Below are 22,450 nucleotides of genomic sequence, written 5' to 3' on the forward strand. Positions count from 1 at the left end.
TGTCAAACGGGGAGGGCTTTGATCAGCCGGCTGGGGAGCGGTGGTCTGGCCGCATCTTTTCATAGGCGACGGCCGCAACGCGCCGGGCCAGCAGGTAGCCGGTCGGGGGCGCGCGAAAAAGTCCGGTGAATGCAGGATCTCGCAGATTAAGTCCCCCGGCATAGGCGCCGAAGGCGGGCAGGATCAGGCGGCTACCGTCGGAGGCAAAGCAGCGACGGCGAATGCTTCCTGCCGGGCCGCTGATGCGTGCGCAGGGGTGCAGGTGTCCCGACACCTCGCCATCGGCGGGGCCGGGGGAGGGCTCGTGCCGCAGCGACAGCCCGGCGACCTTGATCACCTGCGCGGTCTCGCCGCCCAGGTCGCCCGCACCGTCGGGATCATGATTGCCGGCGACCCAGATCAGTCGGAGCTTTTCAGCCAGAGCGGCGAGGCGCGCGCGCTCATCAGGGGCGATACGCGCTGATGCGCCGTGGTCATGGAGAGTGTCGCCGAGCAGGACGACGGACCGGGGGGCGAGGGTCGCGATCTCGCGCTCGAGCCGGTTCAGGGTCTCTCGCGTGTCGTAGGGCGGCAGGAGCTGCCCGCGGGCGGCATAGGCGGATCCCTTTTCGAGGTGCAAGTCGGCGACCACCAGCATGCGCTCCCCCGGCAACCAGAGGGCGCCAGACACGCGAAACACGACATCAGCCCCGGCCAGGCGGGTGGCGAAGGCGCCGTCGGCGGCCTCCAGCTTTGCGACGCTCAAGACATGGCCTCGCCGATCAGAGCCGCGTCTTCCAGCATCATGTCCGCGGCCGAGGTTCCGGGCGCGCGCTCCTTGCCGATTTCCATCAACAGGGGCACGGCGAAGGGTGAAACATGCCGGAGCCGCTCAACCCTGATACGGCCTGAGATGCGGGCCAGCAGTTCACCCAGACGCGCCAAGTCCAGAAGGCCGCGCGCCGCGTCCTCGCGGGCGCAGGACAGCAGCAGATGGTCGGGGTCGTGCCGACGCAGGGTGTCGTAGATCAGGTCGGCGGAGAAGGTCACCTGTCGGCCATTCTTCTCATGCCCCGGCATACGGCGCTCGATCAAGCCGCTGATCAGGGCGCATTCCTTGAAGGCGCGTTTCACCATGAAACTCTCGTCCAGCCAGGCTTCCAGATCGTCGCCCAGCATGTCCTGCTGGAACAGGGCGTCGAAATCGAGGCTGTCCATTGGCCGCAGGGACCAGACGCATAGGGCATAGTCGTTGGCCAGATAGCCGATCGGCCCGACCCCGGCGCGGTCCAGCCGACGCGTGACCAGCATGGCCAGGGTGGCGTGCGCCAGTCGCCCCTCGAACGGATAGCAGACCATGTAGTGGCGTTTGCCCCGGCTGAAGGTCTCGACCAGAAGATCATCTTCGCCGGGCAGGCTGGAGTGCGCTTTTTGCGCGTACAGCCACTCGCAGACGTCGTGCGGCAGGCGGGACCATGAGGTTTCGTCGCTCATCATTCGACGAACGCGCTTGGCCAGAAAGGTGGACAGCGCGAATTTCGAACCGCCCCAGCTGGGAACCCTGGGCTCTTTTTCGGTCGAACGGGTGACGATGGCGTCCGTCCCCCTGACCCCCTCGAAGCGCCATATCTCGCCCGCAAACAGGAAGCTGTCGCCTGGGGTCAGCTGTTCGAAATACCACTCCTCGGCCTGACCGATCTTGCGACCGGACCCGTGGCGACCGGGCAGGCGGATGTTGAGGGTCTGGGCCGTGACGATGACGCCGACATTCATCCTATGCCGTCTTGCTGTCTCTTCATTGAGCACGCGCCAGCGGCCGTCGCGACCGCGAATGATCCGTCGGAAACGATCATAGCTTCTGAGCGCGTAGCCGCCGGTCGAGACGAAATCGACGACCTGCTCAAAGGCCTCCCAGGAAAGTCCTGCATAGGGTGCGGCCCGGCGCACCTCTTCGTACAACTCCACCAGGTCGAAGGGCTCGGAACAGGCGCAGCCCATGATGTGCTGGGCCAGAACATCGCGTGCCCCGGTCCTGGGCGGATCGCCGTCGAGCGCATTTTCCGCCACCGCTTCCACCGCCGCCTGGCACTCCAGCATCTCGAACCGGCTTGCGGGCACGAGGACCGCGCGCGAGGCCTCGTCAAGGCGGTGGTTAGCCCGTCCGATCCGTTGCACCAATCGCGAGGCTCCTTTGGGAGCCGCCAGTTGGATGACCAGATCAACCGCGCCCCAGTCGATGCCCAGATCCAGCGTGGAGGTGCAGACCACCGCTCTCAGTTCCTGGCGCGACATCGCGGCTTCCACCTTGCGCCTTTGCTCTGCGGACAGGCTGCCGTGATGAAGGGCGATCGGCAGGTTGTCCTCATTCAGCCGCCATAGCTCCTGAAACGCGAATTCCGCCTGCCAGCGGGTGTTGACGAAGACCAGGGTCGTGCGCGCCGTCTTGATGGTCTCATAGACCTCGGCCATCGCGTGCTGGGCGGTGTGACCGGCCCAGGGCACCCGGTTTTCGGACAGTAGAACCTCGACCTGCGCCGGCGCGCCCGCCTGACCCAGGACGATGTCATCGCCTCTATCCGACAGCCAGCGCCTTACACGGGTCGGGTCGTCCACCGTCGCTGACAGCCCGACGCAGCGCACGCCGGGTGCAAAGGTCCTTAGCCGCGCCAGCCCCAATGACAGCAGGTCACCCCGCTTCGAACCGTGAATGGCGTGGATCTCGTCGATGATCACGCATTCCAGGTCCTGAAAATAGTCGCGCGCGCCTTCCCAGGCGCAGAACAGGGCCAGTTGTTCCGGCGTGGTCAGCAGAATGTCCGGAGGGGCGACCTTCTGGCGTTGGCGGCGAGCCTGCCCGGTATCGCCCGTGCGGGATTCGACCACGATCGGCAGATCCATTTCCCGAACCGGCGTGAGCAGGTTGCGCTCCACGTCGACCGCCAAGGCTTTCAAGGGAGAAATGTAGAGCGTGTGAAGCGATTGTCGGCCTTCGCGCGGACCGCGTTCGGCCAGGTCGATCAGGCTGGGCAGGAAACCGGACAGGGTCTTGCCGCCGCCGGTCGGCGCCACCAGCAGAACATCGGCGCCGGCCTTGGCCTTGTCGATCATGCCCAGTTGATGAGCGCGAAGCGCCCAGCCGCGTTTGACGAACCAGTCCTGAAAAAGCGGTGGAAGCTGGCGCGTCGGATCAGTTTCAGAAGTCGCGATCCGAAGAGGCTTGGCCATGGTTTGAGCAACCCTCGACAGGCGCGCGCGTTCCGGGAGGCGCATGCAAAGGCTGCGCTTGATGGGGGAAGGAATGACAGGTCTGACTCAGAAACGCGACCTGAGAAGCGGTCGTTCGCTTTGGGCTGACAGTCCGTTCACGGGGGCGCCCGTTCGTCCTCTGAAGCAGGCCATATCGGTTGATGTCGCCATCGTCGGGGCGGGGATCAGCGGCGCCCTGATGGCGCATGAGCTGTCGCGCGACCACGAGGTCGCCGTCCTTGATCGTAGGCCGCCTCTGACGGGATCGACCCTCGCATCGACCGCTCTTCTGCAATGGGAGATCGATCTGCCGCTGACTGCCCTGGCCGACCATATGGGTTGGTCGAAGGCGCGCCGCGCCTATCTGCGGTCACGACGTGCGGTCGATGACCTGAAAAACATCGTTGTCGCGGAGCGTATCCGTTGCGGCTTTCAGGATCGTAGCGCCCTTTATCTGGCCGGTGACGCCTATGGCCGCAGAGCGCTCGAAGACGAGGCCGAAGCGAGGGCCCGGATCGGACTCGGGAGCCGCTTCCTGAAAGCTGCGGAGGTTCGTGATCAGTTCGGGATCGACCGCACTGGGGCCATCCTCAGCGTCGGTTCCGCCAGCGCCGATCCCGCTCAGCTGACCGCGGGGCTTCTGCGGCGCGCCGAGGCCAATGGCGCTCGGATCTACTCCCCAGTCGATGTGATCGAAGCCGTGTCCGACCCGGACGGGGTGACGCTGCTGACAAACACCGGTTTCGCCGTACGGGCATCGGCCGTGGTTTTCTGCTGTGGTTATGAACGTCCGAAGGGGGTGACGGCGCCCGATTCCAACGTAGTCTCGACTTGGGCTCTGGCCTCTACGCCGGGCTTCGCGGGCCCGGCCTGGTTAGGTGACACCATGGTCTGGGAAGGCTCTGACCCCTACCTCTACATGCGCATGAGCAATGACGGGCGGTTGATCGTCGGCGGCGAGGATGAGGATTCACCTACGGCGCACGCGAGCCGAGCGCTTCTCGAACGCAAGACCGCACGCATCACGACGAAGCTGAAACAACTTCTTCCTGAGGTGGAGTTCGAGGTCGATTACGCCTGGGCCGGAGCCTTCGGCGAGAGCGTCACCGGTCTGCCCCATATCGCGCCCGTGCCGGGCATGGAGCACGCATGGACTGTCATGGGCTTCGGCGGCAATGGCATTACGTCTTCGGTGATCGCAAGCCAGGTCGTCGCCGCTGCTGTTCGTGGAACCCCCGACCCGGACGCCGACCTCTATCGCCTTTGAGGCTGATCGGTGGACGGCGTCGAACACCTTCGGAGCTAGGCTTGTTCTCATTGGCGGACATCATCGGGACGGCGGCAGCACTCTGCTCCATCACGAGCTTCGCACCCCAGATCTTCAAGATCTGGAAGGAGCGCGACGCGTCCAGCGTCTCTTTCAAAACCTATGGTCTGACCGTGACCTGTTTCATCCTGTGGGTGGCCTATGGCGTTCTGACCGAGGCCTGGCCGGTCACGATCGCCAATGCCTGCGCGCTGGTGATGGCCAGCGGCGTCTTGATCATGAAGTGGCGTTTCGAGCGAACCGGTTGATCGACCTGCGACCTTCGATCAGGCAGAAGCCTGTTCCAGCAACCGCTCAAGGGTGGCCAGTTCATCGGCCTCCTTGGCCGGCTTGTCCCAGCGGATGCGGCTGATGCGGGGAAAGCGCATGGCGACGCCGGACTTGTGGCGTTTCGATCTCTGCAGGCCTTCGAAGGCGACCTCCAGAACCAGCCCGAACTCGCGTGTGGCGGTGACGGAACGCACGGGGCCGAAGCGTTCCAGCGTGTGGTCGCGCACGAACTTGTCGAGCTGTTTCAGCTCTTCGTCGGTGAAGCCGAAGTAGGCCTTGCCTACCGGGGTCAGCACATGGATGCCATCCGCGTCCTCGGTCCAGACGCCGAAGGTGTAGTCGGAATAGAAGCTGGATCGCTTGCCGTGGCCCCGCTGGGCGTACATCAGCACGGCGTCGATCAGGTGCGGATCACGCTTCCACTTGAACCACGGCCCCTTGGGGCGGCCCGCCTCATAGACGCTGTCCAGCCGCTTCAGCATCAGACCCTCGGCCGACTGCGGATCGCCGGGCGGGGGTTCGGCGCGGCGGGCGGCCAGCTCGTCCCAGGTCTCGAACGGCACCAGGGGTGACAGGTCGATGCGGTCTGACCCGACGGCGGCGACGAAGGTCTCCAACCGCGCGCGGCGCTCGGCGAAGGGCAGGGCGCGCAGGTCCTCGCCCTCGGCAGCCAGCAGGTCGTAGGCGCGTATGCCCGCCGGGTGGCTGGCCATCAGCTTGGCTTCAGCGGTCTTGCGGTTCAGCCTTTGTTGCAGGTCGCCGAAAGGGGCGACTCGACCCTCGCGCAGCACCAGAAGCTCGCCGTCGATTGCCCCCTCATAGTCCAATGCGGCGAGGACATCGGGAAAGGCGTCGGACACGTCCTCGCCGGTGCGACTGTAGAGGCGTTTCACCCCGGCCTCGCTGACGGCCTGAACCCGGATACCGTCCCATTTCCATTCGGCGGCGTAGGCGGCGGGGCCGAGGCGGGGCAGGTCGACGGCCTCGTCGATCGGCTGGGCCAGCATGACGGGGCGAAAGCGTCCATGCGCCATGGCCGAGGGGCGCTCGGTCTTGCCGTCCAGCCAGGCCAGAAGGTCGGCGTAGGGCGGGCTTTGCGCGTGCCAGACCTCTTGGATGTCCGCGACCTCGACGCCGCCGTAATCCGCCGCCGCCTGCCAGGCTAGCCGCGCCGAGACGCCGACGCGCAGACCGCCCGTCACCAGCTTCAGCAAGGCCCAGCGGCCGTCGGCGTCCAGGGCGTCGAGCCAGCCTTCCAGCAGGCCCTGAACCTCGCCGCGCTTGGCGGTGTTCAGGGTGTCGATGACCTCGGACAGTTCCGGCTCGCGGTTGGCCCCGTGACGGGCCGGCCAGATCAGGGCGGCCGTCTCAGCAAGATCGCCGACATAGTCGTACGACAGGCGGAACAGTTCGGCATCGACGCGTCCCTCGACCACCTGACGGATCATAGCAGGCTTGGCGGCGGTGAAGGACAGGGCGCCGGTCAGAGCCGCCAGGGCCCAGCCCCGGTCGGGATCGGGAGCGTCGGCCAGGTGGTCGCGGATCAGCCGCAGCTTGGCGTTGCGCGACGCCGTGAACGACAAACGATCCAGCAGGGCGGCGAAGGCGCGCATTAGTCGTCATCCTCGTCTTCATAGCCGACCAGGTGCAGGGCGCGAGCCGTCAGTCCCTGTAGTTCGGCCCAGCGGCGCAGGGCGTCGTCGCGGCCGTGAGTGATCCAGATCTCCTGTGGCGAGAGTTCGGTCAGGGTAGCGGTCAGTTCGTCCCAGTCGGCGTGGTCGGAAAGGATCAGCGGCAGTTCGACGCCGCGCTGGCGCACCCGCGCCCGCACGCTCATCCAGCCCGAGGCGAAGGCCGTCACTGGATCGGGGAAGCGTCGGCTCCAGCGGTCGGCGATGGCGGACGGCGGGGCGATGACGATGCGCCCGGCGAAGTCGGCCTTTGATCCGGTCGCCGGGGCCAGCGGTCCCAGATCGACGCCGAAATGCTCATAGAGCCGATTGAGGCGTTCAAGCGCCCCATGCACATAGATGGTTTCGTCATAGCCCGCCTCGCGCAGCATGCGGATCACCCGTTGCGCCTTGCCGAGCGCATAGGCCCCCACCAAGTGGGCGCGTTCCGGAAACTGCTGGACTGAACGCAGCAGGCGACCGATCTCCTGCGTGTCGGGGGGATGGCGAAAGACCGGCAGGCCAAAGGTGGCCTCGGTGATGAAGACATCGCTGGGCACGGGTTCGAAGGCGGCGCAGGTCGGGTCGCGGCGACGCTTGTAGTCGCCCGAGGCGGTGATGGTCAGGCCTGCCTGTCTCACGGTCGCCTGAGCCGAGCCTAGGACGTGCCCAGCGGGGGCCAGCGAGACCTCGACGCCGCCCACCTTCAGCCGTTCGCCATAGGTCAGAGCTTGGGTCTGACCCGCGAAGTCCACGCCGTAACGTTCGCCCATGATGGCCAGGGTCTCAGGCGTGGCCAGAACGGAGCCGTGGCCGGCACGCGCATGGTCGGCGTGACCGTGAGTGATGACGGCTCGATCTACGGGGCGCGGCGGATCGATGTAGAAATCGCCCTCCGGGCACCATAGGCCGGCGGGCGTTGGTCGGAGGACCGAGGCGGGACCGTGATCAGGCGGGCGCATGCGCGTTCGGGTGTCTCCTGAGGGACGTCATGCGTCGGGGCTGAGAGCGGGGTCGATTATGGGAAGGGAGAACGTCGTACGGTCGCCAGCGTTGCAAGCGTTCGACGGCACAACGCAAGCCGGTGAACCATCTCGCTGCTAAGCAGTTAGCCAAAGCCAGGCTTTAGGGAGAGGGCGACATGACCATCCATGGACTATCCGGCGGGTTGGTTCGACCACTACACCGCATGTTGCTGGCGTTTCCGATCAGCCTCTTCACCTTCGCCCTGTTCACCGACATCGCCTATCTGAAGACGGCGGAGATCCAGTGGACGAACTTCTCAGCCTGGCTGATCACCGGGGCGCTGGTGTTCGGCGGGATCGCGGGCGTCTTCTCCATCATCGATTTTGTCGTTGGTGCGCGGCGCGGTCGGTCGCGCCTCAGCCTGATTCATCTGGTTGCGCTTGCCCTGGCCTGGATGCTGGGGCTGGTCAACGCCTTCAAGCACAGCCAGGACGCGTGGAGCTCGGTCGGCGTTTTCGGCCTGATCCTGTCCCTCCTATGCACCTTGCTGGTCTTCGTCGCCGGCTGGATCGCCTATTCTGCGCGGGAGACCATCTGATGAACAAGAACCTGCTTGCCGCCAGCGCCGCGACCTTTGCGATGGCGTTCACCGTGGCCTCCTGCGGTAACGCCAGCGATCCCAAGCTCAACCAGACGGGCGGCGCCCCCGACCTGCCAAGAATAAACGAGACCCTGGTCCCAGCGATGAAGATCAGTCCGCCAGCCGGCTGGAACGGCGAGGCGCCGACCGTTCCGCAGGGCTTTACCGTCAGCGCCTTTGCGACCGACCTGAAAATCCCGCGTCAGATGCTGGTCCTGCCGAACGGCGACGTGCTGGTGGCCGAGGGGCGCGGCGGTCACGCGCCGCCGCTGCGCCCCAAGGACGTGATCGCCGGTTTCATCAAGAAGCAGGGCAACACCAAGATCAGCGGCGGCAACCGCATCACCCTGCTGCGCGACGCCGATAACGACGGGGTCCCCGAACTTCGCGCTGTTCTGGTCGAGAATCTGGATGCGCCATACGGTCTGGCCTATGTGGAGGGCTACCTCTACGTCGCCGAACAGGGCGCGCTGACCCGCTTCGCCTTCCAGCCGGGGCAGACCGGTATAGCGACGCGGGGGGAGCGGGTCACAGCACTGCCCTCTCGTATAAACCATCACTGGACCAAGTCCCTGACTGTCAGTGCGGACGGGACCAAGTTCTATGTCGGCATCGGCTCCAACTCCAATATCGGCGAACGCGGCCTGGCCGTGGAGGAAGAGCGGGCCGTGGTCTGGGAAATCGACCGCGCAACCGGCGCGCGTCGCACGATCGCTACCGGCATCCGCAACCCGACAGCCCTGGCGATCGAGCCGACCACCGGTCTCCTGTGGTCGGTGGTCAACGAGCGTGACGAACTGGGCCCGCAACTGGTGCCCGACTATCTGACGCAGGTTCGCGACGGCGCCTTCTATGGCTGGCCCTATAGCTATTGGGGCCAGAACGTCGATCCGCGCGTGAGGCCGCAGAAGCCGGACGTGGTCGCCAAGGCCGTCAAGCCCGACTACGCCCTGGGCTCGCACGTCGCGGCGCTTGGTCTTGATTTCGCGCGCAGCGGCGGCTTTGGCGGCCAGTACGCTGACGGGGCCTTCATCGGCATGCACGGCAGTTGGAACCGCGAGGATCCGTCCGGCTACAAGGTGGCTTGGGTGCCGTTCAGCGGCGGCCGCCCCGTGGGACAGCCCATCGATTTCGCCACCGGCTTCCTCAAGGACGGCGAGGCCCGTGGCCGCCCGGTCGGCGTGGCCTTTGATCCGGCGAAAAGAATTCTGCTGGTCGCTGACGACCTGTCCAACACGGTCTGGCGGATCGCCCCCTCGCGTTGAGGCGTCACGGTCGCGAAGCATGATTGAACCGTCGCCGTTCCGGGTCGTTAGCCGACTATGACGATGACGCCCTGGACGCCCTATTGCGGACCCGCGCCCGATCCAGTGGATGTGCTGGGACGCTGGAACGGCGATCCGGTGCTTCTGGTGGCGCTGGGCTTTTTCATCGCGGCTGGAGTCTTCCTGACGATGAAGCGGCGCCCCGGATCACCGTTCTTGCTGGGCGCGGCGGGGGTGCTGGTTCTTGTCTTCATCTCGCCGCTGTGCGCGTTGAGTTCAGCCCTGTTTACGGCCCGTACGCTGCACCATCTGTTGCTCCTGCTCGCTGCGGCGCCTTTGCTGGCTCTGGGGCTGCCCAGGCTGAGGGCGCCGCGACTGGCCTTGGCGACGGCTGTCCAGGCCGTCGTCTTCTGGGCCTGGCACGCGCCTGATCTCTATGCTGCGGCTCTCTCGAACGACCTGGTCTATTGGGTCATGCAGCTGACCATTCTGGGCAGCGCCGTCTGGTTCTGGGCGGCTGTGCGCGCGTCGAACGCCGCAGCGGCGGTGGCAGGCCTGCTGGCGGCCATGCTGTTGATGGGCTTGCTGGGGGCGCTCATCCTGTTTGCGGGTCAGCCGCTCTATTCGCCTCACTTCGCCACGACCCTGGCCTGGGGCATGACCCCGCTTGAAGACCAGCAGGCGGCGGGCCTGATCATGTGGGCCCCGGCGGCGGCGGCCTATCTCCTCGTCGCCCTATGGCGGATCAGCGGCCTGTTCAGCGGCGGGGAGGCGGCGCGTCCGGCATGATCGACCGGCTGATCGCACAGGCGCTGGAATGGGCGGCGGGCCACCACGACGAAGGCCGCTATTCGCCGGTCGCCATCGTCTTCCACTGGACCATGGCGGGCCTGGTTTTCTTCCAGCTCGGTTGGGGCTGGTGGATGGGGCGGCTGCCGGTCGGCGGGGCCAAGGCAGCGGCCTATGACGTGCATTTCGCCATCGGCCTGCTGATGTTGTTGCTGGTCATCGGCCGCCTGTCCTGGCGGCTGGCGGCGCCCAATCTGATCAATGACGCGGACAAGCCCGGCTGGGAGAGCCTGGCGGCGCACATCACCCACTATGTCTTTTACATCTGTCTGTTCGGCCTGCCGCTGTCGGGATGGGCGATGATCTCGGCCACCGCGCGAGATACCCAGCTGGCGGCGGCGGGTTTTATCCCTTGGCCCTTGCTGCCGATGCAGGACGTCTCGAACACCCAGCTATGGGCGATCGAGGCCGGCGCCGAATGGATGCATTGGGCCATGGTCGCGGCGCTGCTGCTGATGATCCCGATCCATGCGGGGGCGGCGCTCAAGCACCATCTGATCGATCGGGACGACGTGTTTCACGCGATGCTGCCGGTCGCGCCGCAGCTGCGGCCGAAACGGACGCGCTGGCAGAGGCGCTGGCGGGCGTTGGAGAAACGGGTTGGTCGGACAGCCACTGGGCTATGGCGCGCGCTTCTGCGTCCGTCAGCCTCTGGACGGCGGCAGCCATGACGCCGCGTGGATCGTTGCGGCGCTTGCCGGATTTCCAGCGGTCGATCTGCTCCAGCGTATAGGCGACAGGCTGGCCGGCCACGATCGGCTGGCCTTCACCGGCGCCCTGGCCATTGGAGCCGTGACAGGATGCGCAGGCCGTGATCCCGCGCGAAACGTCGCCCGTCCGCCAGATCGGCGGCGAGGCGGAATGAGTCGCGATGGTTGACGTTGAGGAGGGCAGACCGGCGTAAAAGACCGCGACGGCACGACGGCTGTCGCCGTCCAGATCCTTGGCGATGCGGCTCATGACGTCGTCCGGCCGCAGGCCGCTGGCGTAGTCTTCCATCTGTTTTTGCAGATAGCCGGCGTCCAGCCCGGCCAGGAGCGGGGTCGAGACGCCGTCGCCCTGCCCCTGCAGTCCATGACAGGTGAAGCAGGCATTGGCCGCTCCGCCAGCCCCGCCACCCATGGCGATGACCTGGCCAGACGCCGAGAAGGCGCGGTCGGTCTCGCCGGGCTTGGCGTCGCACGCGACGAGCCCGGGGCCGACAAGAATTAGGCCGAGAAGCGTGAGGGAAGGGAGGGCGCGCACCCTGTTCCAACACCGCCTTATGGTCCCGGTTCCAGACGGGGAACTCCTCAGGCTGCGAAGGATTGGGTTCTGGTGAAGCTGGAGAGGGGCGGATGCGATCATGTACCGACGATGCGGACCATAGGGGCCTTGCTGCTGTCGGCGGGGCTGTGCGTCGCCTTGATGGCCTGCGCAGACAAGGCGAATGCGCCGCGCCCGCTGGCCCAGACCGACGCCGCCGAAGGGCTGAGGCTGATCGGGCATCATGGATGCGCCGCCTGTCACGCCATCCCCGGCGTTCGCTGGCCGCAGGGCCGTACGGGCGGCGATCTGGCTGGAATGGCGGCGCGACCGCTGATCGCCGGTCGGCTGCCCAATCAGCCCGCAGTGATGGCGGCCTTTGTGCGGGACGCACCGGCCCTGCTGCCCGATACGGGAATGCCGCCCATGCCTTTGACGGACGCCGAAGCCCGCGACGTGGCGGCCTATCTCTATACGCTCGATGACGATTGAGACGCCCGCCATGCTGAGCGGTTGGCCGCCGCCGGTGCTGGATCCGGCCGGTCCCTTCGCCGGACCGGTGACGACGGTCGCCTGGGTCCTGTTCATCATGGGAGCCGTGGTGCTGACCCTTGTGCTGGTCGCGCTCGGCGTCGCCCTGTTCGGCCCGCGTCGGTGGAAACGTCGTGTCGCGGGCGAGAAGCTGGTGTGGATCGGCGGCCTGGCCTTTCCCGTCGTCGTGCTGACCGGCCTGCTGATTTACGGGCTGAGCGTGACAGCCCGCGTGGCCGATACACCTCGCCCGGGCGAGATGCGGGTCCGCGTCACCGGCGAGATGTGGTGGTGGCGGGTGGCCTATCTCGATGGTCAGGGACGTGAAATCGTTCAGGACGCCAATGAGGTCCACATTCCCGCCGGTCGTCCGGTGGTGCTGGAACTGGAAAGCGCGGATGTGATCCACAGCGTCTGGATTCCGCGTCTGGGCGGCAAGACCGACATGATCCCCGGACGGCGCAACTTCATGCGTCTGCAGGCCGACGAGCCCGGCGTCTATGCGGGCCAGTGCGCCGAATACTGCGGCGGCCCCCACGCCCTGATGGGACTGGTGGTGGTGGCCCATTCGCCTGCTGATTTTGCGGCGTGGCGTGTCAAGCAGGCCGCTCCGGCGGCGGTGTCGGGCTTGCCTGGCGCGGCGGTGTTCACGGCCTCGGGCTGCGGCGCCTGCCATACGATCCGGGGAACCGAGGCCAATGGTCTGGCCGGGCCGGACCTGACCCACGTCGGGTCGCGCCAGACCCTGGGCGCGGGCATCCTGCCCAATAATCAGGGCACGATGGCCGGGTGGATCGCCGACAGCCAGGGCATCAAGCCCGGCAACCGCATGCCCTCCTATTCCGTCCTGAACGGACAGGAGCTGCGTGATGTCGCGGCCTATCTGGAAAGCCTCAAATGACGTCGGAAACGGGCTTCGACGTCGACAAGTACGATCGCTTTCCGACCACGGAGCCCAGACCCGAGGGCGAGCTGGAGCAGCTTGAGCAGGCCTGGTGCGGGCCGCGCTCGCCGTGGGAATGGATCACGGCCACCAATAACAACATCATCGGCGTCTATTACGTCGGCGCGGCCATGCTCTTCTTCGTGCTGGCGGGGGTCCTGGCCCTGCTGATGCGGACGCAGCTGGCCCTGCCGATGACAGGGTTCCTGCCGCAGGACACCTACAACCAGATCTTCACCATGCATGGCACGGTGATGATGTTCCTGTTTGCCGTTCCGGCGGTTGAGGCTCTGGGCGTCCTGCTGTTGCCCCAGATGCTGGGCGCGCGTGACCTGCCGTTCCCGCGGCTGGGGGCCTATGCCTTCTGGGCCTATCTGATCGGGGGGCTGGCCTTCTTCTGCTCCCTGTTCTTCGGTCTGGCCCCGGACGGGGGCTGGTTCATGTACCCGCCGCTCACCAGCATGACCTATTCACCCGGCATCAACGCCGACTTCTGGCTGCTGGGCATCGGCTTCATCGAGATTTCGGCGATCGCGGGGGCCATCGAGATCATCGTCGGGGTATTGAAGACGCGGGCGCCGAGCATGACCCTGGACAAGCTGCCGGTCTTCGCCTGGGCCATGCTGATCTTCGCCTCCATGATCATCATCGCCTTCCCGTCCATCATCCTGGCGACCCTGTTGCTCGAGCTGGAAAGGGCGCTCGGCTGGCCCTTCTTCGACCCGCTCAAGGGCGGCGACCCGATGCTGTGGCAGCACCTCTTCTGGTTCTTCGGCCACCCGGAGGTTTACATCATCTTCCTGCCGGCGGCGGGGGCCATGTCGACCATCATTCCGGCCATGGCGCGGACGCCTCTGGTCGGACACCCGCTGGTGGTCATGGCTATGCTGGCGACGGGCTTCATCAGCTTCGGCGTCTGGGCCCACCACATGTTCACCACGGGCATGCCGCAGATCAGCATCAACTATTTCAGCGCGGCCTCGATGGCGGTCAGCGTTCCGGCCGGGGTGCAGGTCTTCGCCTGGATCGCGACCATAGCGGCGGGCAGGATGCGGTTCTCGACGCCGGGCCTGTTCGCCGTCGGCGGCATGGTCATCTTCGTCATGGGCGGGCTGACCGGGGTCATGGTGGCCATGGTGCCCTTCGACTGGCAGGCCCACGACAGCTATTTCATCGTCGCTCACCTGCATTACGTCCTGATCGGCGGCATGGTCTTCCCTCTGTTCGCCGCCATCTACTATTGGCTGCCCATGTCCAGCGCGCGGCCATTGAGCGAACGTTGGGGGAAGTGGATCTTCTGGCTGATGTTCGCCGGGCACAACCTGGCCTTCATGCCCATGCACCTGACGGGGCTGATGGGGATGCCGAGGCGGGTCTATACCTACCTGCCGGGCCGAGGCTGGGATCTGCCCAACTTCATCTCGACCATCGGCGCCTTCATGTTCGGTCTGGCCGTCCTGCTGTGGGTCATCGACATGATCCGCAACTTCCGGCCATTCGGCCCCCGCGAGGCCGGCAACATCCACGACGGTCCAGGGCTGGAGTGGCTGCCCAGCGGCTTCTATTCGGTCCGGTCGATCCCGGTGGTGAAGAGCCTCTATCCCTTGTGGGATCAGAAGTGGCTGGCGGGGGACGTCGCAGCGGGCCGCTATTTCCTGCCGGGCGCGGCCCGGGGCGAGCGGCAGACTCTCGTGACCAGCCCATTGAACGCGGAGCCGCAGTATGTGCTGCGCATCCCCCGTCCTTCAGGCTGGCATCTGTTCGGCGCGGTCTTCACGGCGGGCTTCTTCCTGATCCTGACCATCCAGGCCTATGCCGCCGCCGTCATTAGCGGCGTGCTGGCCATCTATTGCATCATGCGCTGGTGCTGGTTCCTGGACGCGCCGCATGCGCGCAAGACGACGGAGATCGGTGCGGGCATCCGCGTGCCCAACTATGTATCTGGTCCGTCCAGCCACGGCTGGTGGGCCATGGTGATCGTCCTGATCGTCGGGGGGATGGTCTGCCTGCTGGCGGGGTTCTCCTATGTCTTCCTGTGGAGCCGACGGCCGGATCTGTGGGAGGCTCCGCCGCCGATCAGTTCGCTCCTGGTTTCCGTCGGCTTGCTGGCCGTGGCCGGCGTTTGCGCGCTCGCCGCGCCGCGGGCCGTGAGAATGGCGCGCGACGGCGCGGTCTCAGCCGCAACAGGATTGCTGGTGCTGGCCTCCGCCGGGGTGATCGCGGCTTCAATCGTGGAGGGTCGGGCGTGGTGGACGACGGGCTTGCGGCCGGAGGTCTCCAGCCAGGGCGCTTCGGTCTATGCCTTGCTGAGCTGGGCTGGAACCTTCGCAGCCATCGGCGGCCTGATGGGGCTTTATGTCTTGCTGAGGCGTCTGTTCGGTCGCTTGGCGTCGGAACGCCCCTCGACGGTGGACCTGATCAGCCTCTTTCTGGCCTTCACCGCTGCGCAGTCGATTGGCGTCATGCTGCTGGTCCGCCTTTTTCCGGGCAGCGGGATATGAGGCGCTGGCTGAGGATGACCGGCGGCCTGCTGATCTGGGCCGTACACTTCATCGGCGTCTATCTGATTTCCAGCGCCGCCGACGTCTGGTCGTCCAGCGAGGCGGCGAGCGCGCGCTGGATAGGGCTGGCCTTCAGCATGGGTTGTCTGCTCGCCGACATCGCCATGGCGGTGTGGCTCTCGAGAGGGCGACGCGAGGTCTTCGGTCCGGAGGCGTGGGAGCGGCGGGTGGGCCTGACTGGTGTTCTGGTCGCCGCGATCGGCGTCCTCTGGCAGACGGCGCCGATGGCCTTCTGAACCCATAGTTTACGGCCACGCTGTACCGATTTGAATTTGGAACGTATCATGAACACATGGCGCGTATCGACCTCCGACGAAAGCTCTCCATCCTGTCTGATGCGGCCAAGTATGACGCCTCGTGCGCATCGTCCGGCGCGCCCAAGCGCAACTCCCTCAACGGCAAGGGCGTGGGCTCGACCGAGGGGATGGGCATTTGTCACGCCTATACGCCCGACGGGCGCTGCGTCAGTCTGCTGAAGATCCTGCTCACCAACTTCTGCATCTACGACTGCGTCTACTGCATCAACCGGTCATCCTCGAACGTCGAGCGGGCGCGGTTCACGGTCGAGGAGGTCGTCGATCTGACCCTGGCCTTCTACAAGCGCAACTATATCGAGGGGCTGTTCCTGTCGTCCGGCGTCGTCCGTTCGGGCGACTATACGATGGAGCAACTGGTCGAAGTTGCGCGTCGCCTGCGTGAAGACCATGACTTTCGCGGCTATATCCATCTCAAGCTGATCCCCGAGGCGGATGAGCGGCTGGTGGCGCTGGCGGGGCGCTATGCCGACCGGCTGTCGGCCAATATCGAGCTGCCGCGCGACGAGGCCCTGGGGCGTTTGGCGCCCGAGAAAGACGCCCGCCTGATCCGCAAGACCATGGGGCAGGTGCGGCTGCGGCTGGAGGCGGCTAAGCCCGAGAAGCGGGACCGGGCGCGTCCGCCGGCCTTCGCGCCGGCTGGACAGTCGACCCAACTAATCGTCGGCGCAGATGGAGCGCCGGACACGGAAATCCTGGACCGCAGCGCCTCTCTCTATGGCGGCTATGGCCTGCGTCGGGTTTATTATTCGGCCTTCAGCCCCATTCCCGACAGTTCCAGCATCCTGCCGCTGTCGAAACCGCCGCTGATGCGGGAGCATCGTCTCTATCAGGCCGACTGGCTGATGCGCTTCTACGGTTTCACCGCACCCGAGATCGGGGAGGGGGCGTCGGACGGCATGCTGGACCTGGCGGTCGATCCCAAGCTGGCCTGGGCGTTGAAGCGACGCGATGTCTTCCCGACAGACGTCAATCTGGCCACGCGCGAAGACCTGTTGCGTGTGCCCGGACTGGGCGTGAAGGCGGTGGATCGTATCCTGTCGGTCCGGCGCTATCGCACGCTGCGCCTGGAAGACGTGGCGCGTCTGACGCGGTCGATCGACAAGGTGCGGCCCTGGATCGTCGCCCTGGACTGGACCCCTGGTGGGCTGACCGACGCCGCCGACCTGCGCGCCCGGCTGGCGCCGAAGCGGGCGCCGGAACAGTTGAGCCTGTTCTGATGCGCACTGTTGTCCTGACGAGCGAGACTGATTTCGCCGGATGGAAGGCGGCGGCGCGCCGTTTGCGCATGGCGGGCGTCGAACCCGCGAGTACATGTTTTGTCACAGCTGAATCTGTCCAGGCAGGGCTTTTCGAGGCTGAAGCGGAGGCTGAAGCTGAAGCGGAGCCGGTTCCTGCTGACGTTGCTTTCGTCGTCCCGCGAGCCTTCGTCGAAATGGCAAGCGACCTGATCCTGCATCGCTCGCCCGACCGCTTCGACCTGATGTATCGGCTGCTGTGGAGGCTGAGGGAGGAGCCCGATCTCATGAGGGTGGTCTCTGACCCCGACGTGGCGACGGCGGCTGAACGGGTGAAGAACGTGCACCGCGCCAGCCACAAGATGAAGGCCTTCGTCCGGTTTCGCGAGACCAGCGATGCGGACGGTGATCGCTGGGTGGCCTGGTTCGAGCCGGCGCATCGCGTGCTGGAGAAGACTGCGCCCTTCTTCGCGCGGCGGTTCAGCACCATGCGGTGGTCGATCCTGACGCCCGATGGGACGGCTCATTGGGATGGCGACGCGTTGTCATTCGGTCCTCCGGGGCGTCAGGAAGAGGCGCCACAAGAGGACGAGATCGAGGACTTCTGGCGCACCTATTATGCCTCGACCTTCAATCCTGCGCGTCTTCGCACCAGGATGATGCAGTCGGAAATGCCGAAGCGGTATTGGAAGAACCTGCCCGAAGCGTCTCTAATCTCAGAACTTGTGGCGTCTGCGTCGCTCCGCACGGAGATCATGGTGTCTGAGCCGGCCCCGCCGCCAAACGAGAAGTTTCAGCGTCTGCGCGCACCCACGGTGGACCGATCGTCGACAGATGAGCTGATCACTTCGAACCCTGTCGAGCTGGATCGCGGCATACAGAATTGCCGACGTTGCCCCCTGTGGCGAGATGCGACCCAGGGCGTCTGCGGGCAGGGACCGCGAGAAGCTCGTCTGATGATCGTCGGCGAGCAGCCGGGCGATCATGAAGACCTGGCTGGCCAGCCCTTCGTCGGCCCTGCGGGACAGGTTTTCGACGCGGCCCTGACAGAGGCGGGCGTCCATCGCGCGGAGATCTACCTGACCAACGCGGTCAAGCACTTCAAGCATGAGCCGCGCGGCAAGCGCCGCCTTCACAGGACGCCGAACGCGGGCGAGGTTCAAGCCTGCCGCTGGTGGCTTGATCAGGAACGAAACCTCGTCAAACCGCGGCTGATTGTTGCAATGGGGGCGACAGCTGGCCTGGCGGTCCTGGGGCGAAAGCCTTCCATTTTGGCTGAGCGAGGCGAGGTGATCGAAACGCCGGATGGCGCGCGCGTTCTACTTACGCTTCATCCCTCCTATGTGCTGCGTCTGCCCGATGTCGAAGAGCGGCGACGGGCGCGTGCGATCCTTGTTGATGACCTCAGGATTGCCCGGACAGAAGCAGAGCTGGCCTAGTCACGGACGAACCGCATCCCGTCTCTCTATGAGGGCGTGGCGGGTGTCCATGCAGACCCGTGTAGCGGTGCTCGTCGGCTGGATCGTCGAGGAGGAGGTCCACGGCGCCTTCTCTCTGCCTAGTGAGGGGGGGCGCTCCTGCTGTCCCTTGCCAGTCGCTCGGTGAGGCTGACAATCCGGTATCGATCAGCGTGTTCCAGGTGAAGGAAGGCTTCGATCATCTGGCGGCCGAGGCGGTCGCTGACGACGCTGGCAGCGAGGGTGAGCTCGGGCAATGGCATTCCTCTGCCCTCGACAAGGGTAAGGTGGAGATCGAAAGCCTCGGCGAGGGCAAAGGCGTGATGAGGTTGAAGCGGGCGTCGGTCCTTTTCCAGCAGGTCGACCATTTGCTGGGTGCAACCCAGTGTCTCTGCCAACTGAACTTGATCTAGCCCCCGAGCGATCCGGAATGCTCTTAGCATTTGGCCGGGCCTTGCAGGGGGTGTCGTCGTTGAATGTTTGACCTGCGCGTCCCCGCCGGTCGGCGCGGGCGGCGGATGGTCCAGCATTTCGTCTGGGGGCTTGGCTAGCCGTGTCCTGCTGTCGCGCTGAGGGCGTCGCTGCGCGGTAATGGCTTCGATCATCTTTGTTTGTGCGGACTTGCGCATCACGCTCTCCCCCGACGCGATGCATTTTCGCTCGCCGTCCAATACCTTGAACAGAAGGGTATCTTTGTCTAGCGTTGATATCTGAAATATGAAAACGGTAAAGCCCGGCGGCATTTTTCGTTTCAAAGGCAGAGATGGCCGCGGCGCGTTCGACCTGAGGGGGCTACTGTTCAGACCTCGAATGGCGAATGTAGAAGTGCGCTCACGGTAGCATCCAGTGCGCACGGATGGCGCCATGACGGCGTTCGGCGGCGATAAACTCCGAGCGGTCCTGCTGTATCCGGATCGTAGTGATTTGTGAGGGTCGCTGCCGGGCGGGCGGGGAGCGCGCCATTCTCTGATAAGGCTTTAAAAGAGAATGGCGCGAGTGACGGGACTCGAACCCGCGACCTCCGGCGTGACAGGCCGGCACTCTAACCAACTGAGCTACACCCGCATTCCCCTCCGCGAGGAGGAGAAGAGGGCGAATAAGGGCGTCTCACGATGCGGTCAAGCGCAATGTCTAAGAACACCAAAAATATCTGGGAATTCAGCTTCTAGCGTCCACAATCCAGACCATCGGCGTCCGGCGCGGCGGCGGCGCCAAGGCCCAGGGCCTTCTGCATGAAGACCACGTCGCGCCAGGCGTCGAACTTCCATCCTGCCGCATGGAAGACCCCGACGTGCTCGAACCCAGCGGCGGCGTGCAGCGCGATGGAACCAGCGTTGGCGCTGTCGCCGATCACCGCCACCATCTGACGCATGCCTAGGGCCTCACAGGCGCTCAGCAGGGCGTCGAGCAGGGCCTTGCCGAAGCCGCGCCCGCGAAACGCCTTGGCGACGTAGATCGAATCCTCGACGAGAAAGCGATAGGCGGCGCGTAGGCGGTAGGGGCCGGCATAGGCATAGCCCGCCACCTGACCGTCGATCTCGGCGACCAGCACGGGCAAGCCCAGCGCGGCGGGCGCGGCCAGACGCCCCCGCATTTCATCGGCAGACGGGACGTCCAGTTCGAACGTCCCGGTGCCGTTCAGCACGCTGGCGGCATAGATGGCGGTAACGGCCGCCAGATCGGCTTCTCCAAACGGCCGAACGATCACGCCTTCAGCCAGCCCTTGTCGACGGCCCAGACGGCGAAGGCGTAGTCGTGGGCTACGTCCTTCAGATAGTCGAAGCGGCCCGACGAGCTGAAGTGGCCAGCGGTCATGTTGATTTTCAGCAGAACCGGATTGCCCGACGTGGTCGCGGGCCGCAGCTTGGCCACCCACTTCTCGGGCTCCCAGTAGGTGACGCGCGGGTCGGACAGGCCGCCGGTGGCCAGCACCGCCGGATAGGGCTTGGCCTCGATCTGGTCGTAGGGGCTGTAGCTGTACATGTAGTCGTAGGCCGCGGCGTCCTCGATCGGATTGCCCCACTCGGGCCACTCCGGCGGCGTCAGCGGAAGGCTGGTGTCGCTCATGGTGTTGATCACATCGACGAAGGGCACGCTGCCGATCACCCCGGCCCATAGGTCAGGACGCATATTGGTGACGGCGCCCACCAGCAGACCGCCCGCCGACCCGCCCTGGGCCACGATCTTGCCCGCCGTCGCATAGTTGCGCTCGATCAGGTGTTCGGCGCAGGCGATGAAGTCGGTGAAGGTGTTCTTCTTGGTCATCCGACGGGCGTCCAGGAACCAGCCCCAGCCCTTGTCCGAGCCGCCGCGGATATGGGCGATGGCGTAGATGAAGCCGCGATCCACCAGCGACAGCCGGTTGGTCGAGAAGCTGGCCGCCATGGGGATGCCGTAGGAGCCGTAGCCGTAGAGCAGCAGGGGCGCCGAGCCGTCGACCGGCGTGTCCTTGCGGCGCAGCACCGTCACCGGCACCAGCTGACCGTCCGAGGCCGGGGCGTTCAGCCGCTCGACCACATAGTCGGCGGGGTTATGGCCCGAGGGCACTTCCTGAACCTTGCGCAGGGTTCGCTCGCGCGTCTTCAGGTCGTAGTCATAGGTTGAGGTCGGCGTGGACGGCGAGTTGTAGCCATAGCGCATGACCGTAGTGTCGAACTCCGACGCCCCGCCCAGCGACAGGGCGTAGGCGGGCTCGTCCACGGCGATCTCGTGCTCGGCGCCGGCCCGGTCGCGAATGACGATCTTCGTATTGGCCTCGGCGCGCTCCTGACGGCCCAGATAGTCCTTCACCAGGGCCACGCCCTCGATGAAACGGCCCGGCGTGTGCGGGATCAGATCCTTCCAGTTGGCCTTGGCCGGGGCGTCGGTCGGGGCCTCGACCACCTTGAAGTCGATGGCGTCGTCGGCGTTGGTGCGGATCACCCAGCGGTCGCCCCAGTGGTCGAGGTCGTACAGGCGGCCGGTATGACGCGGCTCGACCACCACCGGCGTCGCGGTCGGGTCCGAGCCCGGAATGATGCGGCCTTCCGAGGTTTCCTGATTGCCGATGCCGATGATGATGAAGGCGTCGTCGGAGGTGCGGCCGACGCTCTGGAACATGCCGTCGTCGGTTTCCTCATAGACCAGGGTGGTCTCGCCTCCGCGTGCGGGGCGGCGGAAGATCTTGTCCGGGCGGCCGTTGTCGTCGCGGTTGGTCCAGAAGATCCACTGGCTGTCCGGCGAGAAGGTGAAGTTCTCGGTAGCCGATTCGATGGGGTCGGGCAGGACCTCGCCGGTCGCAAGGTCCTTGACATAGATCTTGAAGACCTCGGAGCCTTGCGCGTCCTCGGCATAGGCGAACAGGGCGTGGTCGGGGCTGTGCTCGACAGCCGACACCTCGGAATAGGCCTTGCCCTCGGCCAGAGCGTTGCAGTCCAGCAGGAGCTGAGGCGTCGGGGCCTTGATGAAGGTCTTGGTCACGGGCTGGCCGTCAACCATCCAGGTCCCCTGGCGCTCAACCCGCATGTAGCGCGGGTGCTGCTCGCCGGTGCGGTACTCTGTGTAGTACTCCCACGCGCCGTCGGCGGCGGGGACGGAGCTGTCGTCCTCCTTGATGCGGCCCTTCATCTCCTCGAACATCGCGGCCTGCAGCGGCAGGGTCGAGGCCATGACCGCCTCGCGATAGGCGTTCTCGGCGGTCAGGTGCTCCTTGACGTCCGCCTTGATCAGCGAGGGATCGCGCAGGACGGCCTGCCAGTTGTCGTCCTTCATCCATTGATAGTCATCGACGCGGACGCGGCCCAACTGCTCGATGCGGACGGGGACCTTCTTGGCGACGGGCGGTTGGGGCAGGGACATCGAGGCTCCGGTAGTCGAACGGGCGAGTGCAGGGGAGGCGGCGGCGAGGCCGACGGCGGCGGTCGAGGCGATCAGTTCGCGGCGATTCATCAATAGGCTCCCCAATGGTTCG

19 protein-coding genes, 1 tRNA gene and 1 pseudogene are annotated in these 22,450 nt (G+C 65.7%); 12 read left to right on the forward strand and 9 right to left on the reverse strand.

Annotated elements, in window-relative coordinates; translation table 11 throughout:
• Positions 1-22: 22 nt before the first annotated feature.
• A complete protein-coding gene (gene pdeM / locus HNP51_RS05805; protein ID WP_260398350.1) occupies positions 23-745 on the reverse strand; it encodes a ligase-associated DNA damage response endonuclease PdeM in 723 nt (240 codons plus the stop codon).
• Complete coding sequence (locus HNP51_RS05810; protein WP_184268074.1) at positions 742-3,204, reverse strand: ligase-associated DNA damage response DEXH box helicase; 2,463 nt, start codon at positions 3,202-3,204, stop codon at positions 742-744. Before HNP51_RS05810 ends, pdeM begins: the two co-directional genes overlap by 4 nt.
• A 73-nt stretch (positions 3,205-3,277) precedes the next feature.
• Between HNP51_RS05810 and HNP51_RS05815 the strand changes: the two genes are divergently transcribed.
• Together HNP51_RS05815 and HNP51_RS18495 are read left to right on the forward strand one after the other, a co-directional pair.
• On the forward strand, positions 3,278-4,492 hold the full coding sequence (locus HNP51_RS05815) for an FAD-binding oxidoreductase (protein ID WP_184268076.1): 1,215 nt from the start codon (positions 3,278-3,280) through the stop codon (positions 4,490-4,492).
• A 50-nt stretch (positions 4,493-4,542) separates the two neighbouring features.
• Entirely contained in the window at positions 4,543-4,800 is a 258-nt protein-coding gene (locus HNP51_RS18495) for a SemiSWEET family sugar transporter (protein WP_260398351.1), read from the forward strand.
• Positions 4,801-4,818: 18 nt separating this feature from the next.
• Here the strand turns inward: HNP51_RS18495 and HNP51_RS05825 are convergent, their stop codons facing one another.
• Positions 4,819-6,435: a cisplatin damage response ATP-dependent DNA ligase gene (locus HNP51_RS05825; RefSeq protein ID WP_184268080.1), complete on the reverse strand. Its 1,617-nt coding sequence runs from the start codon at positions 6,433-6,435 to the stop codon at positions 4,819-4,821.
• Entirely contained in the window at positions 6,435-7,454 is a 1,020-nt protein-coding gene (locus HNP51_RS05830) for a ligase-associated DNA damage response exonuclease (protein ID WP_184268082.1), read from the reverse strand. Before HNP51_RS05830 ends, HNP51_RS05825 begins: the two co-directional genes overlap by 1 nt.
• 179 nt (positions 7,455-7,633) lie before the next feature.
• On the opposite strand from HNP51_RS05830, the gene HNP51_RS05835 reads away from it, so the two are divergent.
• The 4 genes from HNP51_RS05835 (at position 7,634) to HNP51_RS18500 (ending at position 10,883) form a co-directional block, all read left to right on the forward strand.
• Positions 7,634-8,056 (forward strand): DUF2231 domain-containing protein, encoded by a 423-nt coding sequence (locus HNP51_RS05835; RefSeq protein ID WP_184268084.1) that lies wholly within the window; start codon positions 7,634-7,636, stop codon positions 8,054-8,056.
• A complete protein-coding gene (locus HNP51_RS05840) occupies positions 8,056-9,363 on the forward strand; it encodes a sorbosone dehydrogenase family protein (RefSeq protein ID WP_184268086.1) in 1,308 nt (435 codons plus the stop codon). The genes HNP51_RS05835 and HNP51_RS05840 overlap by 1 nt, the downstream gene beginning before the upstream one ends.
• Positions 9,364-9,426: 63 nt before the next feature.
• The gene (locus HNP51_RS05845; RefSeq protein WP_260398352.1) at positions 9,427-10,152 is read left to right on the forward strand and encodes a cytochrome c oxidase assembly protein; all 726 of its coding nucleotides are present in this window, start codon (positions 9,427-9,429) and stop codon (positions 10,150-10,152) included.
• Entirely contained in the window at positions 10,149-10,883 is a 735-nt protein-coding gene (locus HNP51_RS18500; RefSeq protein WP_260398353.1) for a cytochrome b, read from the forward strand. The genes HNP51_RS05845 and HNP51_RS18500 overlap by 4 nt, the downstream gene beginning before the upstream one ends.
• Here HNP51_RS18500 and HNP51_RS18945 read toward each other — a convergent pair.
• Positions 10,879-11,559: pseudogene (locus tag HNP51_RS18945) on the reverse strand (c-type cytochrome); the annotation flags it as partial. The gene HNP51_RS18500 and the pseudogene HNP51_RS18945 overlap by 5 nt on opposite strands.
• Here HNP51_RS18945 and HNP51_RS05855 point away from each other — a divergent pair.
• The 6 genes from HNP51_RS05855 to HNP51_RS05880 are packed head-to-tail and all read left to right on the forward strand — an operon-like array spanning position 11,530 to position 18,483.
• A complete protein-coding gene (locus tag HNP51_RS05855; RefSeq protein WP_311769907.1) occupies positions 11,530-11,949 on the forward strand; it encodes a c-type cytochrome in 420 nt (139 codons plus the stop codon). The pseudogene HNP51_RS18945 and the gene HNP51_RS05855 overlap by 30 nt on opposite strands.
• A gap of 10 nt (positions 11,950-11,959) precedes the next feature.
• Entirely contained in the window at positions 11,960-12,889 is a 930-nt protein-coding gene (gene coxB / locus HNP51_RS05860; protein WP_260398354.1) for a cytochrome c oxidase subunit II, read from the forward strand.
• Positions 12,886-15,432, forward strand: coding sequence for a cbb3-type cytochrome c oxidase subunit I (locus HNP51_RS05865; RefSeq protein WP_184268095.1), 2,547 nt, complete (start codon positions 12,886-12,888; stop codon positions 15,430-15,432). Before coxB ends, HNP51_RS05865 begins: the two co-directional genes overlap by 4 nt.
• Positions 15,429-15,728, forward strand: a complete 300-nt coding sequence (locus tag HNP51_RS05870) for a hypothetical protein (RefSeq protein WP_184268097.1) — start codon at positions 15,429-15,431, stop codon at positions 15,726-15,728. Before HNP51_RS05865 ends, HNP51_RS05870 begins: the two co-directional genes overlap by 4 nt.
• A 56-nt stretch (positions 15,729-15,784) precedes the next feature.
• Positions 15,785-17,026: a putative DNA modification/repair radical SAM protein gene (locus HNP51_RS05875; protein ID WP_184268100.1), complete on the forward strand. Its 1,242-nt coding sequence runs from the start codon at positions 15,785-15,787 to the stop codon at positions 17,024-17,026.
• A complete protein-coding gene (locus HNP51_RS05880; protein ID WP_184268102.1) occupies positions 17,026-18,483 on the forward strand; it encodes a UdgX family uracil-DNA binding protein in 1,458 nt (485 codons plus the stop codon). Before HNP51_RS05875 ends, HNP51_RS05880 begins: the two co-directional genes overlap by 1 nt.
• A gap of 119 nt (positions 18,484-18,602) precedes the next feature.
• Here the strand turns inward: HNP51_RS05880 and HNP51_RS05885 are convergent, their stop codons facing one another.
• The 4 genes from HNP51_RS05885 to HNP51_RS05900 all read right to left on the reverse strand — a co-directional run bounded on the left by HNP51_RS05885 (position 18,603) and on the right by HNP51_RS05900 (position 22,428).
• Positions 18,603-19,130, reverse strand: coding sequence for a helix-turn-helix transcriptional regulator (locus HNP51_RS05885; RefSeq protein WP_184268104.1), 528 nt, complete (start codon positions 19,128-19,130; stop codon positions 18,603-18,605).
• A 359-nt stretch (positions 19,131-19,489) separates the two neighbouring features.
• Positions 19,490-19,566, reverse strand: a tRNA-Asp gene (locus tag HNP51_RS05890).
• Positions 19,567-19,666: 100 nt separating this feature from the next.
• Entirely contained in the window at positions 19,667-20,209 is a 543-nt protein-coding gene (locus tag HNP51_RS05895; protein ID WP_184268106.1) for a GNAT family N-acetyltransferase, read from the reverse strand.
• Positions 20,206-22,428, reverse strand: coding sequence for a S9 family peptidase (locus HNP51_RS05900; protein WP_184268108.1), 2,223 nt, complete (start codon positions 22,426-22,428; stop codon positions 20,206-20,208). The genes HNP51_RS05895 and HNP51_RS05900 overlap by 4 nt, the downstream gene beginning before the upstream one ends.
• Positions 22,429-22,450 lie beyond the last annotated feature (22 nt).

Origin of the sequence: Brevundimonas bullata (assembly GCF_014207965.1) — a bacterium.
Taxonomy (GTDB): Bacteria; Pseudomonadota; Alphaproteobacteria; order Caulobacterales; family Caulobacteraceae; genus Brevundimonas; species Brevundimonas bullata_A.

What these genes read in the sequence shown, in the direction of transcription:
- HNP51_RS05885 (WP_184268104.1), bottom strand. Translation starts at nt 19,130, where the DNA reads ATGCGCAAGTCCGCACAAACAAAGATGATCGAAGCCATTACCGCGCAG.
- HNP51_RS05825 (WP_184268080.1), bottom strand. Translation starts at nt 6,435, where the DNA reads ATGCGCGCCTTCGCCGCCCTGCTGGATCGTTTGTCGTTCACGGCGTCG.
- HNP51_RS05810 (WP_184268074.1), bottom strand. Translation starts at nt 3,204, where the DNA reads ATGGCCAAGCCTCTTCGGATCGCGACTTCTGAAACTGATCCGACGCGC.
- HNP51_RS05815 (WP_184268076.1), top strand. Translation starts at nt 3,278, where the DNA reads ATGACAGGTCTGACTCAGAAACGCGACCTGAGAAGCGGTCGTTCGCTT.
- HNP51_RS05900 (WP_184268108.1), bottom strand. Translation starts at nt 22,428, where the DNA reads ATGAATCGCCGCGAACTGATCGCCTCGACCGCCGCCGTCGGCCTCGCC.
- HNP51_RS05870 (WP_184268097.1), top strand. Translation starts at nt 15,429, where the DNA reads ATGAGGCGCTGGCTGAGGATGACCGGCGGCCTGCTGATCTGGGCCGTA.
- HNP51_RS05830 (WP_184268082.1), bottom strand. Translation starts at nt 7,454, where the DNA reads ATGCGCCCGCCTGATCACGGTCCCGCCTCGGTCCTCCGACCAACGCCC.
- HNP51_RS05865 (WP_184268095.1), top strand. Translation starts at nt 12,886, where the DNA reads ATGACGTCGGAAACGGGCTTCGACGTCGACAAGTACGATCGCTTTCCG.
- HNP51_RS05835 (WP_184268084.1), top strand. Translation starts at nt 7,634, where the DNA reads ATGACCATCCATGGACTATCCGGCGGGTTGGTTCGACCACTACACCGC.
- coxB (WP_260398354.1), top strand. Translation starts at nt 11,960, where the DNA reads ATGCTGAGCGGTTGGCCGCCGCCGGTGCTGGATCCGGCCGGTCCCTTC.
- HNP51_RS05845 (WP_260398352.1), top strand. Translation starts at nt 9,427, where the DNA reads ATGACGCCCTGGACGCCCTATTGCGGACCCGCGCCCGATCCAGTGGAT.
- HNP51_RS05880 (WP_184268102.1), top strand. Translation starts at nt 17,026, where the DNA reads ATGCGCACTGTTGTCCTGACGAGCGAGACTGATTTCGCCGGATGGAAG.
- HNP51_RS05840 (WP_184268086.1), top strand. Translation starts at nt 8,056, where the DNA reads ATGAACAAGAACCTGCTTGCCGCCAGCGCCGCGACCTTTGCGATGGCG.
- HNP51_RS05875 (WP_184268100.1), top strand. Translation starts at nt 15,785, where the DNA reads ATGGCGCGTATCGACCTCCGACGAAAGCTCTCCATCCTGTCTGATGCG.
- HNP51_RS18500 (WP_260398353.1), top strand. Translation starts at nt 10,149, where the DNA reads ATGATCGACCGGCTGATCGCACAGGCGCTGGAATGGGCGGCGGGCCAC.